The sequence below is a fragment of the Roseibium sp. genome (genome assembly GCF_965232425.1).
In the GTDB taxonomy this organism is placed as follows: Bacteria; Pseudomonadota; Alphaproteobacteria; order Rhizobiales; family Stappiaceae; genus Roseibium.
Map to the genome: position 1 here is coordinate 1856761 of NZ_OZ246971.1, position 14830 is coordinate 1871590.

A 14830-nucleotide genomic window follows, 5' to 3' on the forward strand; every position below is an offset into this window, starting at 1 on the left:
CCCTACAGCGTTTCGCAGGACAACACACAACCCGCCGGTCCGCGCGGGGAGACGTACAGTCCCGATGTTCGGTCAGAACAGGAAATCGTCGGCGCTGTTCGGTGAAAAGTCGCCATCGCCCGTCAAGGCAAAGTCGAGAACGGCGGCGTCATCATAGGTGACCTTGATTTCCTCGTAGTTCAACGAAATCGTTTCCGTGGGGATAGGGTCATCCGACGCAGCGGACGGCTCCCTGTCATCTCCAAGATCGGACACGAACTGAAAGGTGTCCTCTTCCGTGGAGTTAGCATTGTCGACGTATTTCACTATCGAAATCCCTTCCATGCGAACCTTGCCCATATCCAAAATCCTTCATTTAAATCGGGTTTGTCTCTATGGGCCTGACCGTAACCAGCGGGCTTTCGACTTGCTGTGACAACGGTCACGCAAATGCTCTTGAGGCCGGGCAGCGGATGGTCTTGCCGCGAAGAGCGGAGCACCGCGGTTCGCCAAGCCCAAGTCTCTGTTTCCTGAAAAGGCGCGAGGAAGCTCGGCTTCGAGACCTGCGCGCGTGAGGCTGCGCGTGGCTCAAGGGCCTGCTTTTTGAATGCGCGATGGCTTCCGCGCAAATTCGGCTTGCCATCTTCATAAGAATGTTCTTATCATTAGAAATGCCTTATGAAGATGAACTCAAGTCTCTCTCGAACCCGATCCGCCAGAGCGTGATCGATGAGCTGGCGCGGCAGCCGATGTCGGTAAGCGAACTGACGTCGAGAATTGACGTTTCGCAACCTGTCATGTCGCAGCATCTGAAAGTCCTGAAAGACACGGGCCTTGTCCACGCCCGCGCGGAAGGAACCCGGAACATCTACTGCATCAACAAGAACAAGCTAGCCGAAATGCGCGCGTTCTGGACGGCCCACTGGTCAGATCTGCTGGCTTCAATCGACGAACAGGAGGCGTAGTCCGATGTCTCTCGATCCGGTCAAGGTCGTGACCAAAGTCAACCGGGGCCCCAGCGAAACCTTCGATGCGTTCATGTCCAGGGTTTCGCACTGGTGGCCGCTGGAGACGCATTCGGTCAGCCCCTATCTTGGCGAGCCCGCGCCGGAGAGTGTCGTGATCGAGCGGCATGAGGGCGGAAAGATCTTCGAGGTTTCGACGAAGGGAGAGCACAGGATCTGGGGCACCATCCTGGACTACCAGGAAGGCAGGCGCGTCGCGTTCAGCTGGCATCCCGGTTCGCCGGAAAATGAAGCAACGACGGTCACTGTCGACTTCGAGCTTGCAGACGACGGCAAGACCATCGTCACGCTGGTTCACGATGGCTGGGAAGCGCGGGGCGATAAGGCAACCGAGATCGGAGGGAACTATCTGACCGGCTGGGCCGACATCATTCAGAACCGATTCACGGACTTCGCAAACGTAGTTTGACGTCGGCGGTCAAGGCATGATCAGGGTCTTCCGCCTGGCCAAGGTTCGACCCGACCAAAACAAGAGGCCGGCGAGGCGGCGGTCCATCAATTGGACACGGGCCCTTCTTCCTTCGCCGATTTTCCGGTGTTCACGTGTGCAAGCGCATCCCGTCGGCCCCGAAGAGGTGCGCCTTTTCCAGGTCGAGCGCGATGTTGACGGCCTCTCCGGCCTTTAAAGGGAAATGCCCGTGACGGCGCACGAGAACCGGGCCGACACCTGGCACACTGACATGGATGTTGGTGTCCGATCCCAGATACTCGACAAGTTCGGCAACACCTTTCATGTGGGCGGCCTCGTCGGCGACCACATCCATATGCTCCGGCCGCACGCCGAGTTCACGTGCCTGGCCCTGTGCGTTCCCGGATCCGATCTGAAGAACGGTTCCGTCCTTCAGCGTCACACCATCATCCGCCTGCTCGACACTCAGAATGTTCATTGTCGGCGAGCCGATGAACTGCGCCACGAACCTGTTCCTCGGCCGTTCATAGAGATCCAGCGGCGTTCCCACCTGCTGGATATCGCCGGCATTGAGCACAACGATCCGGTCCGCCAGTGTGAGGGCTTCGACCTGGTCGTGGGTGACGTAGATCATGGTTGCATTCAGCCGCTGGTGAAGACGTGCGATTTCCAGGCGCATTTCCACGCGCAAGGCCGCGTCGAGGTTGGAGAGCGGTTCATCGAACAGGAAAGCGCTCGGATCCCGGACGATTGCCCGTCCCATCGCGACCCGCTGGCGCTGGCCGCCAGACAGCGCCCGGGGAAGGCGTTCGGTCAGCGACGTCAGGCCGAGCGTCCTTGCCGCATCGGCGATCTTCCGGCTGCGCTCGTCCTTCTGTGCTTTCCGGATCTCGAGCGAAAAGCCCATGTTGCGTGCAACATCCATGTGCGGATAAAGCGCATAGGACTGGAACACCATCGCCATGTCCCGGTCGCGCGGCGGCACGTCGTTCATGCGCCGGCCGTCGACCTGAAATTCGCCGCCCGTGATCGGTTCCAGCCCTGCAATCATGCGCAGCAGGGTCGACTTGCCGCAGCCGGACGGTCCGACCAGAACGATGAATTCCCCGTCGTCGATCGTCAGGTTGACGTCCCTGAGAACCTCAACGGCCCCGTAGGACTTGGCGATATTGTTCAACTCGATGCGTGCCACATCGTCCTCCCTGGGGCCTCAGCCCTTCACGGCTCCGGTTGTCAGGCCCTGGACCAGGTACCGCTGGATAAAGATGAAGAAGAGACAGGACGGCACCAGCGCGAGCACGCCCGCCGCCATCATCTGCCCCCAGTCCACGGAGAACTTGGACACGAAGGTCAAGAGCCCCACGGGGAATGTCATTGCGTCGTTGGAATTGATCAGCATCAGGGCGAACAGGAGTTCGCTCCACGCCGCGGTAAAGATGAAGCCGAGGGTTGCCCCCAGCCCGGGCAGCGTCAGCGGCAGGACGATCTTGCGCAAGGCTTCGAACCGCGTGCAGCCATCGATCATGCCCGCCTCTTCCAGATCCTTCGGAATGCCGTCAAAGAAGGACTGCATCAGGAATGTGGCAAACGGGATATTGAATGCGGTGTAGACGATGATCAGGCTGGTCAGGGAATTGAGCAGACCGAGCGTTGCGACGATCTTGTAGATCGGAGCGATGATCATCAGGAGGGGAAACATCTGCGTGATCAGCATGAGCGCGATGATCAGCCGCTTGCCGCGAAAGTCGAACCTGGAAAAAGCATAGCCCGCGGCGGCGGCGATCATCGTCGTGATCGCGGCGGTTCCAAGCGACACGATCAGGCTGTTGCGGAAATAGGCGACAAAATCCGTCTGCAACAGAACCGTCTGGAAATTCTCGAATGTGAACCGGCTCGGGACGAGGGCCGTGCCTTCGCTGAAGATCAGCTTGTCCGGTGTCACCGCGATCTTGGCAAGCCAGTAGAGCGGAAACAGCGCGAAGGCCACATACCCCGCCAGGGCAAGGTATTTTCCGGCAACCGCCCAGGGCGGCGTCTGACGCAGGGCAGTCATGGTGACCCTCATATCTTGACGAGCTTGCGGCGCAGAACGAGCAGGACGGCTGCGTAGATCAGAAGCAGACCGAGCAGCGCAACGGCGATGGCGGAGGCGTAGCCGAAATCGAGTTTCCTGAACGCGGTCGTGAAGATGTAGGTAGACAGGATCTGCGTCGAGTTGGCGGGGCCACCGCCCGTCATGACGAAGATCAGATCCGCGAAATTCGCAATCCAGATCGTGCGCAGCATCACGGTGATGGCAATCATCGGCGCAAGAAACGGCAGTGTGATCTTGGTGAACATCTGCCAGGAAGACGCGCCGTCAATCTCGGCCGCTTCGTAAAGTTCGCCGGGTATTGACTGCAGCGCCGCCAGAAGCGTGATGGCAAAAAACGGAATGCCGAACCAGACGTTGGCGGTAATCGGACCCCACATGGCCAGATTGGGGTCACCGAGAATGTTGTAGGGTTCGGACAGGATGCCGAGCGCCGCCAGCCAGTGCGGCAGGGGACCGATCGTCGGGTTGAACAGCCACGCCCACGTCAGGGCGGACAGGAATGTCGGCACGGCCCAGGGCAGAAACACCAGCGCCTGGACAAGCCGCTTGCCGTGGAACCGGGTGTTCAGCAAGAGCGCCAGCCCGAGCCCCAGGAAGAACTGGAAGGTGATCGACCCAAGCGTCCACCAGAATGTGTTCGTCAGGGCGAGCCAGAACTTCCTGTCGCTCCACAGCGCCTGGAAATTCTCGAACCCGACCCAGCCGGTCTGAAACGGCCGGAGCAGATTGACCGCCTGAAAGGCATAGGAAATGCCGATGACCAGCGGAACCAGCATCACCAGTGCGATCACGATGACTGCCGGCGACAGGTAAAGATAGGGCTCCACCATGTAACGCAGATAAAAGGAACCCCGCGCCCGGTCTTTCCCGGGCGCGTTGTCAGCCTGAACTGTCATTGAGCTGCTTTCCAGCGGCCGTATTCCTCCGTCAGGAATTCAGCCCACTGATCGGCAACCTCCTGGGCGCTGAGCTGGCCAAGCAGGGCCTCCTGGCTGGTCTCCAACGCAATGGAGTCCGCGAAATAGCCGAACTGCTCCAGATAGGTCGGCATGACAGTCGGAATGTACTGCTCGCCATTGAGCGTTTCGAACCAGCCGGCGAACTGCTCCGTCTTGAAGTGCGGGTCCTGTTCCGCACCTTCGTGGATCGGAATGACGCCCACACGCTTCGCCCAGGTCTTGTTGGCTTCCGGATCGGACAGGTGCGCGATCAGTTTCCAGGAAAGATCTTCGTCCTTCGTGGTATCGAACATCGCCCATCCGGCAAAGCCGATGGTCGGGAAGGCCTTGCCGCCGGGACCGACAGGCATCGGAACGACCGCAAAGTCTTCCGCATCCATGCGCTCGGCCACCGCAATCAGCGCGTCGGGATCCTGATCGAGGAACGCACAGGTGCCGGAATAGAAGCCCGCCACGATCTCGTTGAATCCCCAGCTCACCGCATCCTTCGGTGCGTAGCCGTTCTGATAGAGGTCGATCAGGAACTGGATGCCCTCGACAGACCCCGGCTGGTTGAGCGTGCTCTTGCCTTCCTCGTCGAAGAAGGTGTTGTCGCCGTTCATGGTCGCCGCCATCATGATCCAGCCGTTCAGACCACCCGGGCCACCGCGCAGGCAATAGCCGTATTTGCCGTCGAGCTCGGAGACTGCCTTGGACGCCGCCATGAACTCTTCCATGGTCTTCGGCGGCCCCGCCACACCCGCTTCCTCAAGCAGCTTCTTGTTGTAGAAGAGGGCGCGCAGATAGAAGCCGTAGGGGATCATGCGCACCGTCTTGCCGTCGGTCTGCCGGCCCATGTCGATGGTTTTGCCTGTCAGCGTCTTGCCGTGCTCCCAACCGGCAATCCTGTCGTTCAGATTGACCAGCCTGTCCTTGTAGATGCCGGCCCAGCGATCCGGCATTTCAACGACATCGGGAATGTCGCCGCCGGCAACCATGGTCGCGAACTTCTCGAAAGCCTGGCCCCAGGGCAGCGACACGATTTCGACTTCCGTACCGGGGTTTGCCGCCTCGAATTCATCGACCAGTCCCTGCAGGACTTCGGTACGTTCCGGGCTGGTGATCACTTCCACCAGCTTCAATGTTTCCGCTTGCGCCGACGTTGCCGCCAGAACAGCTAACGCACTGAGGGCGCTGAACAGTCTATTCATATCTCCACCTCTTTTGAGTTCAGTTGGTTGGCACGCCTTATTTTCGTTTGGCGCTTAGGTTGAGAGCCGCATCAAAGTCAGCCCAAAGGTCGATGGGATCCTCCAGTCCGAGACTCAGACGGACGATCCGGCCCGAAACGCCGAACCGCTGCAGCGAGTTCTCTTCCCCGGATTGGTTGAGAGCGATTTGGGTCGGCAGCAGCAGGCTCTCAAACCCGCCCCAGCTCACCCCGAGCCGGAACAGCTTCAAGGCGTCAGCGAAGTCCGGGATGCTGACGCTGTCGTCGAGCTCCACCGAGAGCAGACCCGAGCGGCCGGTCAGCCCCGGCACCTGATTGGGACCCGGTGACCGCACCGCCTTGACCAATGGATGCCGGGAGAGACTGTCGACAAACCGGTCCGCCGTTGACTGATGCTGCCGCATACGGGCGCCAAGGGTCCTGAGGCCCCGGGTCAGCAGGAAAGCCTCGAACGGCGCGAGCTTGCCACCGAGCAGTGAGAGTGACAGATCACGGATCCGCCCGACCAGTTCCGCGCTGGAAATGACGACCCCGGCCACCGTGTCGGAATGGCCCGACAAATACTTCGACGCGGAGTGAAGCACGATATCGACGCCAAGCGTCAGCGGACGCTGAAAGACAGGGGTCGCCCAGGAATTGTCGATCACCGTGAGCGCGCCGTGCCGCCTGGCGTGGGCTGCAACCCTTGGCAGATCCATTGCCTCAAACACGACCGTGTTCGGGCTTTCGAGATAGGCAAGCCTGACCCCGGCCAGCAGATCCGGATCCGTCTCGAAATCCGCGACCGGATGATAGGTAATCTCGACCCCGAACGGTCTGAGCAGGCGCTCAAAGAACCTGTAGGCGTCCGGATAGACGTGCTCGACACAGGCAATGCGGTCGCCCGGCCTGACCAGCGCCAGCACGGTGGAGGAAATCGCCGCCATCCCGGATGCGAAACCGACGGCCGCCTCGCCTTCCTCGGCGGTGGCGATCAGGCCCTCGAACGCGGCAACCGTCGGGTTCTGGACCCGGCTGTAGAGCGGATCATCCGAGCGTCCGGCCATCCGGTCCTCGAAGGCCTGGTAGCTGTCGAACGTGAACAGCGACGTCTGCACGATTGGCGGAACCACCGCACCGCCCGCGCCTTCGGCGACGGTCGCAAGCAGGGTTTCGATCGAATAGTCGCCGGGGCGCCGTTCAGTCATTGCATGCCTCGGCAATCTTCAGGGTTTCAGCGCACACCATGTCGATGATCTGTTCCGTGAACTCGACCGCCCTGTCCTCGTCCCCGGCAATGACGGCGTCGGCCAGGGGCCTGTGCAGCGGGATGGAATCCTGGCCCAGATGCGGCTTTCCGAAGGGCGTTTCGTAGATGTCGTGAAAGCACTTCAGGATCTGGTCGATGATCTGTTCGAAGAGCGGGTTTCCGGTCGCGGCGTGGATCGCCTTGTGAAAGCGATGGTCGGCGGGGCGCCAGTCTTCGCCGGCCTCGTAAACGGCGATGAGTTCGGCCGCGCGCGCATTGATGACCCGGCGCTGGTCCGGCGTTGCAAGCCGCGTTGCCAGGCGAACGGCCTCGATTTCCAGCGGACGGCGGACCTGCTGCATCCGGATCAGGCTCTCAGCCTCATGCTTGATCGTCAGCGCCACCCGCAGGGTGTTCCGGGACATTTCGCCGATCAGCCTGGTCCCGGCTCCCTTGTTCCGGCTGACGACGCCCATGCTTTCCCAGGTTTTCAGGGTTTCGCGAATGGTCGACCTGCCAAAGCCGAGACGCCGCACCAGCTCCAGCTCGGGCGGCAGCCGGTCTCCGACCTGGAGACCCTCATCCTCGATCAGCCTGATGAGCGCGTGGGGCACGTCACGCGGCTCTTCAGCTGCCTGCTCTTCGGGAGTGCGTTTTTTGACCGGAGTTTTTTCCGCCATGGACCGATGTCGACCTTTCCTTTGACCGGTCGAACCATATCACTTTGTCTGACATTGTAAACATTATGTCTGACAAAGTTGGAAACCCGAATCGACGCCCCTGTCGAGCGCAAGGACATGCGCGCATGTTCGCGAGTCTCTTGCCGCGAACAAATCAGCGTTTAAGTGATTGACTTACCTGCTTGAACAAGGATCGGCTGGGCGGGCGGCACTCGATTGGCGCTGCTCCGGGGCATGGCTGGCCGATGCACTGCCCCAGGGCTCGAGTGCGGCCTGCGATCCGCCGCGCCGCTGTTTGAGACCTGGATGGCCCCGCCTCAAGACCTGTGACCGATCAGGTCAGGTTGCCCTCGGGAAGGTGCGCCTTGAGACGGGCTTTCGCTTCCTTTCCCTTTGGCGCGATCAGCCCGCGTTCATAGGCGAGCGCGACGATGTGGGTCTTGTTGGCGGCGTTCAGTTTTCTCGAAACGGAAGAAAAATACCCGGCGATCGTGGTTTCGGAGACGCCCAGGATCAGCCCGCATTCGAGATTGGTCTTGCCGAGAGCAGCGAGCTCCACGCATTCGATTTCGCGGGGTGTCAGCTCCTTCGTGCGCTGCGAGGCCGAAAGAAGCAGGTGGAGATGTCCGAATGCATAGTGGCACAGGAGATGCAGCATCGCCGTTTCCCCGCTTGTCGGCAGCGGCCGTTCGCCCATGAAGGCGATTGCCCCTTTCCTGCCGACATGGTCGTAGCACGGCAGAAAGACCCCGCGCGGCACCTTGTGCCTGATGAAGAGCTCCCGGATGACGGCTGTCTGTTCCTCCGAGCGCTGCAGCGGCAGATGCTCAACGTCGTATTCGACCGGCTTCCTGTCCGTGCGCAAAGCCGACATGACCGGGCTGTTTTCCAGCAACCTGTGCCGGTCATACTCCGCAACGAGATCGGAAGACACGTTTGTTGCAACGAATGCGGACCGGATCTGACGGTCCTGCCGATCCGGCAGAAAAACCACGGCGTAGTTGGTGAAGCCGAGCGCAGTCGCCGTTTCCTTCAACAGGGAAAACAGCTCACCCGGCGTTTCCAGACGGGTCACCCTCTCATAGCAGGAAACGATAAACTCCGAGTGTTTGCACAGGTTTTCCGGCATGCCTGCCCTTGCTCACGACACAACCCAGGCGCAACCACTACATGTGTTTGCCGGCGATTGAAATCTGCACAAATGCTGTCAGTATTCTTACCGAGGCTCGGCGGTTTTTTCACCTGACGCTGTGCCACACCCGATTGTTCATAAGAAAGAACGCGTTACGGAAAGTCGGACAGGGGCGCGCATGCTCAAGGCAGTGGCACGCGGCAAGAAAGCCGCAGCGCTTGTGCCGCGGCAGCACAAATCAGGAGCGGATCTCGATCCAGGGTGCAGGACGCCCGAAGTGGAAACCCTGTGCCGCCTCGATGTCCAGCGTGCGAAGCAGATCGGCCTGGGCGGGCGTTTCGATGTGTTTGGCGATTACCTTCATCCCCAGATTGCGCGCCGCACCGATCAGGCCGCGCAGGATTTCCGCCCTTGCGGGCTCCCGCAGCACCTGCCGTGTCAGGCCCGCCTCCAGCTTCAGCCACTCCACCCGCATGCCCGGCAGGCGTGACAGAACCGGCCAGTGACCGGCGAAGTCGTCGATCGCCGTCTGACATCCGAACTCGGAGACGAAACCGAAGAAGGATTCGACTGTCGAGGGTTCACGCAGGAAATCCTTTTCCGCAATTTCGAGGCACAGGCGCGAGGCCAGCAGCGGATTAACCGACAGCCGATTGTGCAGGCTGTCGCGGAAGCCCGGGTCGCGCGCCGATTCCGCCGAGACATTCATCGTCAGCAGGGATCTGGTCGCATTGCGCTCTGCCGCGTCCAGCACCCTGTCGAGGGTCCAGGCATCGACCTGGGCAATGAAGCCCGAGCGTTCAGCCGCCGAAATCCAGGCGCGTGAGGAAAGTCCCTTCGCGCGGTCACCCTGGAGCCGCAACAGCACCTCGTGACCACAGGTTTCATTGTTCCTGAGCGAGACGATCGGCATGGCATAGAGCGTCAGTTCCTTGCCGCAGAAACTTTCCGCTTCGGGCAAGTTGTCGTTCTCTTCAAGGTTTGCCGGCGTGTCTTCCGCGCCCACCCCGTGCAACTGAACCGATCGCCCGCCGCCCCGCTTGCCGCGCAGGCAGGCCGTGTCTGCGAGCCCCAGCAGGGTATTTGCATCGGTGCTCTTGCGATGCGTCGCCGCGTCGGCATAGGCGACGCCAACGGAACCCGAAATGGTGAAAACGCGCTCCTTGATTTCGAGCCTTATCCGGCCGAAGCCTTCGAGGATCTTCTCCGCATATTCATGCGCGGTTTCCCGGCTTGTGACCGGAAGCATCGCTGCGAATTCGTCCCCGCCGATCCTTGCGACCGTTCCGAACTCGCCGAGTGCCAGTTTCAGACAGGAGGCGACGCGCAACAGCATGTCGTCGCCGGCATCATGCCCCCCCAGGTCATTGACCTTCTTGAATTCGTCAAGGTCGATGTAATAGACCGCGAGCCCGGTTTCCCCGTCGGATGGCATGCGCTCCAATTCGCGTTTCAAGGCCCTCGTGAAGGCCCGCCGGTTTTCCAGCCCCGTCAGCGGGTCTTCGTATGCAAGACGTTTGTTCTCTGCAATCTCCGCCGGATTGTCGACGTTCCGCCTGACAATGGCCATGCATGGATATCCGTCCGCGCTCCCCCCGCAGTCGCGCGGCAACGCAACCAGCCTGACTTCGCTGACACGCGATCCGCCGGTTCCGGGCTCGCGTGCCGGGGCACCGTCTTCGGGAATGTGCAAGGTCTGCGGCAGGGCCTGCCGTGCCTCTTCAAGCGTGCGCGTCAGTCCGTCCAGATCTTTTACGCCACCTGTCTTTTCGAGCAGCGTCAGCGCCATGTCCGCATGGCTCTCGGAGCCGTCAAAATAGAGTATTTCATCGGGGAAGTGTTCAAGAACCCGGCTGTCGGAGATCTGCTGTGCGAACGTGTTCCCGTGTTCCGCGGCGACCCGGCTTTGCATCGCTCCGGCCTCATTTGGCTGATCCGGTGCGCTGTTTTCCGCCCCGAACTGCACGAGAACTGCCTCGCAGCCTTTCTGCAGCAGAACGCGGGAGGTGCACATGAAGTGACGGCAAAACGCGTCACCCGACATCAGACGTATCTCACCGCTCACCTCCGCGGGAACACCGCCGAAGGCAGCCGACAGAACACGCTCGAACCGCTTCCAGCTTTCGCCGGACAAGACGTCCTGAAACCGGGCGGGAACGCGCGCAAGACCCCGCACTTGGAGACCGTTTTCAAACACCCTGTTACAGGCCAGGATGCCGCCGTCCCTGGCGACATAGGCAGCAGCGAAGGGCAGCACTTCCAGAAGGGAAGTGTGAAAGGCAGACAATATATTGCTCTGCGTCAGACCGGAGAGATCTCCCCGATCAGCCGCCAACCGATGGCTGATTTGCACCAGACAACCCTTTCGACAAAGTCTTCTTAACTGACGCCGTTTGAAATACTCATGCGTCACCCCTGAAAATTGTTACCACAGTTTAACTGTAAAAATCGGACAAGCAAAACAACTCACAGGTCTTAAAAATTTTATGGTTAATATTAATTTTACCAATAACTTTCAAATTTATTTCAAATTTATATTTCTCTCTACTCTTATTATCCTAAATTGCTGAATTTGCCTTATTTTGATCATGCCTGTGCCGTAAGGGCACCCGGCTATTGGCCAGAAACGCCGATTTACCAATTCGTATAAAAACTTGCCGGCCACAGGATGAGGTTTGTCATGTTAACCATTTTTGCAAGGGTGCTCCGCCCGGTTTTCGCGCTGAGCGTCTGCCTTCCGATGCTTCTTGTTCCGGCCATTGCGCAGGCCGAAAGCGGCTTTCAGCAATGCGGGAAAGCGTCCTGGTACAAGCTCGGCGGAACCACGGCCAGCGGCGAGCGGGCCAATCCTCAGGGCCTCACCGCTGCGCACAGGACGTTGCCGTTCGGGACCCTCGTCGACGTGACCAACCTGTCGAACGGCAAGACCGTTACGGTCCGGATCAATGACCGGGGGCCGTTTGCAAAGGGCCGCGTCATCGACGTCACGCTGGCAGCCGCCAGGCAGCTCGGGTTCGTCAACAAGGGCATCACGAAGGTGCGTGTGACCAATGCCGACGCGCCACGTAGCGCAAACCATAAGCAGAAATGCCAATAATTTTTGAAGACCTCTTGGCTCCACCGCTCCCGGACACCGGCGGTTTTTCCCTCGGGACACCGCTATCGTCATGAAAAGCTGCGTGTTTTTCCCGAACCACGCGTCTCGCGGCGTGACTCAGTATGAATAACGATCAGTCGCATTAGAGTGAATCAAAAAATAAAATATTTTACGGTAATGACATTACATGGAGATATCGCTAGAGTTGCCGCCGTGGTCGATGGGGCCACGTGCACAGTAACTTTATTCGCGCAGTCTCTTGGCTGCGCGTTTTTTTTGTCAGCCGTTAACACCGGCCGGTCAACCGCCGTTTTCCCGCCTTTCCGGAGCCTGACCGGACAAGTCCATGACGGGCGTGTTCAGACGCGCTCCTGCCGGTCGAGCTTTTCCAGAAACCTTGCCGCGCTCTCGCGATACGCCTGTTGCTTGTCGGGTGCCATGCGGTTCCAGGTGGCATAGGGCTGGCCCAGTCTCGGATTGCCCGAGAGGACATCCCGGTTCCGTTCCAGAAACGCCCAGTAGAGCGCGTTGAAAGGACATGCCTTCTCGCCCGTTTTCAGGCGGACATCGTAGGAGCAGGTGCCGCAGTAATCCGACATCTTGTTGATGTAGTTGCCGCTGGACGCATAGGGCTTGGAGGCAAGCAGGCCGCCATCGGCGAACTGGCTCATGCCGATGGTGTTCGGAAGTTCGACCCACTCATAGGCATCGGCATAGACGGCGAGATACCATTCATGAACCTGGTGCGGATCCACACCGGCCAGCAGGGCGAAATTGCCCGTGATCATGAGGCGCTGAATGTGATGCGCATAGGCCTCCCCGATCGTTTGCCCGACCGCCTCCGACAGGCAGTGCATGCCGGTGTCGCCGGTCCAATAGAAAGCGGGCAGCGGCCGGGAAGCGGCAAGGGCGTTGGAGCCGGCATAGTCCGGCATCTTCAGCCAGTAGATGCCGCGCACATATTCCCGCCATCCGACGACCTGACGGATGTAGCCTTCCGCCGCATTGAGCGGTGCGCGACCCTGCCGCCACGCCGCCTCGACCTTGTGGCAGAGATCGAGCGGGTCCAGGAGACCGGCGTTGAGGTAGGCGGATATGACCGAGTGATAGAGGAATTTCTCCCCGGTCAGCATGGCGTCTTGGTAGGTACCGAAACCGGCGAGCGCCTCCTCCAGGAAGGCATCGAAGGCCGCCTCCGCGTCGCGTCGCGTGACAGCGAACCAGAACGGTTCGAGCGTGCCAATGTGATCGCCGAAACACGCATCGACCAACTCCAGAACCGCGCGGGTGATGTCGTCCGGTGCGAAGCGGGCCGGCTGCGGCATGAACAAATCCCCGCGCGCGGGTTTGCGGTTGTCGGCGTCATAGTTCCATTTGCCGCCGGCCGGCTTGCCGCCCTCCATCAGGAGCCCGGTCTTCTGGCGCATCTCCCGGTAGAAATGTTCCATGCGCAATTGTTTGCGGCCGGTCGCCCAGGCCCGGAAACCGGCCTCGGAAATGAGGAAACGCGTGTCCTCGCGCAAATCCAGAGGGACACCGGTCATGGCCTGCCAGGTCGCCATGTCCGCGCGCACCCGCCACTCGCCCGGCTCGGTGACGACAAGGGTGTCGGGTGCCCACGCGGCGCAGGCCCGCGCAACCTCGCCGCGGAAACTGCCCGTGTTGGCGCCATCGTCCAGCTGGACATAGTCGACCTGCCAGCCGTCCTCGCGCAGGTCCTGCGCGAAATGGCGCATGGCCGACAGAAGAAACGCGATCTTCTTCTTGTGGTGGCGCACATAGGTCGCCTCTTCGTGCACCTCGACCATCAGGATCCGGTCCAGATCCCTGTCGGCGCTGGCGAGGCTCGAGATGGCGGGCGTCAGCTGGTCGCCGAGGATCAGGATGAGATGTCGGCAGCTGGTCTTTCGGGTCATGGGTATCCGGTGTCTGAAGCGGTCATGCTCCCTATACGCACCGGTGCACCGTTCCTATCACCTGCACCATGCTGCGGACGCATTTTCCGCGCGCGCTGGCGCGAGTCAGCGCAGTTTCGGGCAAACCTGGGCAATAACTCTACGCTGCGGAGCGCCCAATCTACCCTGCGCATATCCGGGCAAACCCGCGAAAAGCTGTGCGCCGGGACCAATCAGGGCAGGTCTGGGTCAATCTGGGCGAAATCCGGTCAACCAGGGCAGAGCCGCATGCCGCTGCGCACCCGGGCCACCGTGCGCCAGATGATATCTTGTCGGAATCCCCAAAAAGCCGTTGCCCGCGCGAAGCGGATCTTGTATCAGAACGCTCTATCCACCGCGCACCTTTCTCGCGCGCATGGCACGCACCCGTAGCTCAGCTGGATAGAGCGCTGCCCTCCGAAGGCAGAGGCCAGAGGTTCGAATCCTCTCGGGTGCGCCAGACTTCTCCTCGACAACATCCCGCGCACGACCATTCACCACACGGCGTCGCGTCCGCTATGCAACCCCACCCCTCAGCGCAGAAACTGCTCCACGTAATCCTCCCCGAGGCCGACGTCGGCGTAGTGCTGGCGGCACATGTCGATCTTGGTGAAGACGTCCTCATAGCCGAGCGGTTTGCCGTAGGGGTCGACGTAGTACATGATGCCGTTGACCTGAAAGAGGGTGATCATCTCCTCGACATCGTCCGGAACAACCAGCGTGTGGGTTTCGCCCGGGGGCTCGTAGACATAGCCGCCGGCCTCCGCAACCCAGTCATGCTCCAGATAGTGCCAGCGGCCCTTGATGACATAGCCATGCACGGGGTTGGGATGGCGGTGACGCGAGAGGACGCCGGACTTGCGCACCCGCAAGAGATTGACCCAGTAGCCCTGGCTCCTGTTGAGGCAGAGCGGGCGGAACCAGACATTCTCCGTCTGCGGCACCCAGACACGCTCGTCCTCCGGGATTGCCGACGGCACCACGATCTCCGCCTGCGCGTCCTTCGGAAACGGCAGCTGATAGGGGATCCGCGGGTTCTCGTCTTTTCCTTCTAGGGGCATTTGAGTTCCTCTCCTCTTTCC

Annotated in this window: 14 protein-coding genes and 1 tRNA gene; 4 read left to right on the plus strand and 11 right to left on the minus strand. The window is 60.5% G+C overall.

The genetic code is table 11. The features are described from left to right. Positions 1 to 72: 72 nt before the first annotated feature. Entirely contained in the window at positions 73 to 339 is a 267-nt protein-coding gene (locus ACO08A_RS08355; RefSeq protein WP_422040665.1) for a hypothetical protein, read from the minus strand. Between the two features lie 311 nt (positions 340 to 650). On the opposite strand from ACO08A_RS08355, the gene ACO08A_RS08360 reads away from it, so the two are divergent. Beyond that, positions 651 to 944, plus strand: coding sequence for an ArsR/SmtB family transcription factor (locus ACO08A_RS08360; RefSeq protein ID WP_422040666.1), 294 nt, complete (start codon positions 651 to 653; stop codon positions 942 to 944). Positions 945 to 948: 4 nt separating this feature from the next. Beyond that, entirely contained in the window at positions 949 to 1413 is a 465-nt protein-coding gene (locus tag ACO08A_RS08365) for an SRPBCC domain-containing protein (RefSeq protein WP_422040667.1), read from the plus strand. A gap of 130 nt (positions 1414 to 1543) precedes the next feature. Here the strand turns inward: ACO08A_RS08365 and ACO08A_RS08370 are convergent, their stop codons facing one another. From ACO08A_RS08370 to ACO08A_RS08405, 8 genes are all read right to left on the minus strand, one after another. Then, on the minus strand, positions 1544 to 2605 hold the full coding sequence (locus ACO08A_RS08370; RefSeq protein WP_422040668.1) for an ABC transporter ATP-binding protein: 1062 nt from the start codon (positions 2603 to 2605) through the stop codon (positions 1544 to 1546). Between the two features lie 18 nt (positions 2606 to 2623). Further along, positions 2624 to 3466: a carbohydrate ABC transporter permease gene (locus ACO08A_RS08375; RefSeq protein WP_319385305.1), complete on the minus strand. Its 843-nt coding sequence runs from the start codon at positions 3464 to 3466 to the stop codon at positions 2624 to 2626. 8 nt (positions 3467 to 3474) lie between these two features. Continuing rightward, the gene (locus ACO08A_RS08380) at positions 3475 to 4404 is read right to left on the minus strand and encodes a carbohydrate ABC transporter permease (protein ID WP_422040669.1); all 930 of its coding nucleotides are present in this window, start codon (positions 4402 to 4404) and stop codon (positions 3475 to 3477) included. Further along, entirely contained in the window at positions 4401 to 5657 is a 1257-nt protein-coding gene (locus ACO08A_RS08385) for an ABC transporter substrate-binding protein (protein ID WP_422040670.1), read from the minus strand. Before ACO08A_RS08385 ends, ACO08A_RS08380 begins: the two co-directional genes overlap by 4 nt. Positions 5658 to 5694: 37 nt before the next feature. Next, positions 5695 to 6864, minus strand: coding sequence for an aminotransferase class I/II-fold pyridoxal phosphate-dependent enzyme (locus ACO08A_RS08390; protein ID WP_422040671.1), 1170 nt, complete (start codon positions 6862 to 6864; stop codon positions 5695 to 5697). Further along, on the minus strand, positions 6857 to 7585 hold the full coding sequence (locus ACO08A_RS08395) for a FadR/GntR family transcriptional regulator (RefSeq protein WP_422040672.1): 729 nt from the start codon (positions 7583 to 7585) through the stop codon (positions 6857 to 6859). The genes ACO08A_RS08390 and ACO08A_RS08395 overlap by 8 nt, the downstream gene beginning before the upstream one ends. 334 nt (positions 7586 to 7919) lie before the next feature. Continuing rightward, the gene (locus ACO08A_RS08400; RefSeq protein ID WP_422040673.1) at positions 7920 to 8714 is read right to left on the minus strand and encodes an autoinducer binding domain-containing protein; all 795 of its coding nucleotides are present in this window, start codon (positions 8712 to 8714) and stop codon (positions 7920 to 7922) included. Between the two features lie 241 nt (positions 8715 to 8955). Beyond that, entirely contained in the window at positions 8956 to 11004 is a 2049-nt protein-coding gene (locus ACO08A_RS08405; RefSeq protein WP_422040674.1) for an EAL domain-containing protein, read from the minus strand. A gap of 453 nt (positions 11005 to 11457) precedes the next feature. On the opposite strand from ACO08A_RS08405, the gene ACO08A_RS08410 reads away from it, so the two are divergent. Then, positions 11458 to 11814 (plus strand): septal ring lytic transglycosylase RlpA family protein, encoded by a 357-nt coding sequence (locus ACO08A_RS08410; protein WP_422041729.1) that lies wholly within the window; start codon positions 11458 to 11460, stop codon positions 11812 to 11814. Between the two features lie 359 nt (positions 11815 to 12173). On the opposite strand, the gene ACO08A_RS08415 is transcribed toward ACO08A_RS08410, so the two are convergent. Further along, the gene (locus ACO08A_RS08415) at positions 12174 to 13730 is read right to left on the minus strand and encodes a cryptochrome/photolyase family protein (RefSeq protein WP_422040675.1); all 1557 of its coding nucleotides are present in this window, start codon (positions 13728 to 13730) and stop codon (positions 12174 to 12176) included. Between the two features lie 401 nt (positions 13731 to 14131). On the opposite strand from ACO08A_RS08415, the gene ACO08A_RS08420 reads away from it, so the two are divergent. Then, positions 14132 to 14208: transfer RNA gene (locus ACO08A_RS08420), tRNA-Arg, on the plus strand. A gap of 73 nt (positions 14209 to 14281) precedes the next feature. Here the strand turns inward: ACO08A_RS08420 and ACO08A_RS08425 are convergent. Next, positions 14282 to 14809: a 2,4'-dihydroxyacetophenone dioxygenase family protein gene (locus ACO08A_RS08425; protein WP_422040676.1), complete on the minus strand. Its 528-nt coding sequence runs from the start codon at positions 14807 to 14809 to the stop codon at positions 14282 to 14284. Positions 14810 to 14830: the final 21 nt, after the last annotated feature.

Excerpts from the sequence above, each read along its gene's own strand:
- ACO08A_RS08355 (WP_422040665.1), bottom strand. The coding sequence starts at position 339 with ATGGGCAAGGTTCGCATGGAAGGGATTTCGATAGTGAAATACGTCGAC.
- ACO08A_RS08360 (WP_422040666.1), top strand. The coding sequence starts at position 651 with ATGCCTTATGAAGATGAACTCAAGTCTCTCTCGAACCCGATCCGCCAG.
- ACO08A_RS08365 (WP_422040667.1), top strand. The coding sequence starts at position 949 with ATGTCTCTCGATCCGGTCAAGGTCGTGACCAAAGTCAACCGGGGCCCC.
- ACO08A_RS08375 (WP_319385305.1), bottom strand. The coding sequence starts at position 3,466 with ATGACTGCCCTGCGTCAGACGCCGCCCTGGGCGGTTGCCGGAAAATAC.
- ACO08A_RS08380 (WP_422040669.1), bottom strand. The coding sequence starts at position 4,404 with ATGACAGTTCAGGCTGACAACGCGCCCGGGAAAGACCGGGCGCGGGGT.
- ACO08A_RS08385 (WP_422040670.1), bottom strand. The coding sequence starts at position 5,657 with ATGAATAGACTGTTCAGCGCCCTCAGTGCGTTAGCTGTTCTGGCGGCA.
- ACO08A_RS08390 (WP_422040671.1), bottom strand. The coding sequence starts at position 6,864 with ATGACTGAACGGCGCCCCGGCGACTATTCGATCGAAACCCTGCTTGCG.
- ACO08A_RS08395 (WP_422040672.1), bottom strand. The coding sequence starts at position 7,585 with ATGGCGGAAAAAACTCCGGTCAAAAAACGCACTCCCGAAGAGCAGGCA.
- ACO08A_RS08400 (WP_422040673.1), bottom strand. The coding sequence starts at position 8,714 with ATGCCGGAAAACCTGTGCAAACACTCGGAGTTTATCGTTTCCTGCTAT.
- ACO08A_RS08410 (WP_422041729.1), top strand. The coding sequence starts at position 11,458 with ATGCTTCTTGTTCCGGCCATTGCGCAGGCCGAAAGCGGCTTTCAGCAA.
- ACO08A_RS08415 (WP_422040675.1), bottom strand. The coding sequence starts at position 13,730 with ATGACCCGAAAGACCAGCTGCCGACATCTCATCCTGATCCTCGGCGAC.
- ACO08A_RS08425 (WP_422040676.1), bottom strand. The coding sequence starts at position 14,809 with ATGCCCCTAGAAGGAAAAGACGAGAACCCGCGGATCCCCTATCAGCTG.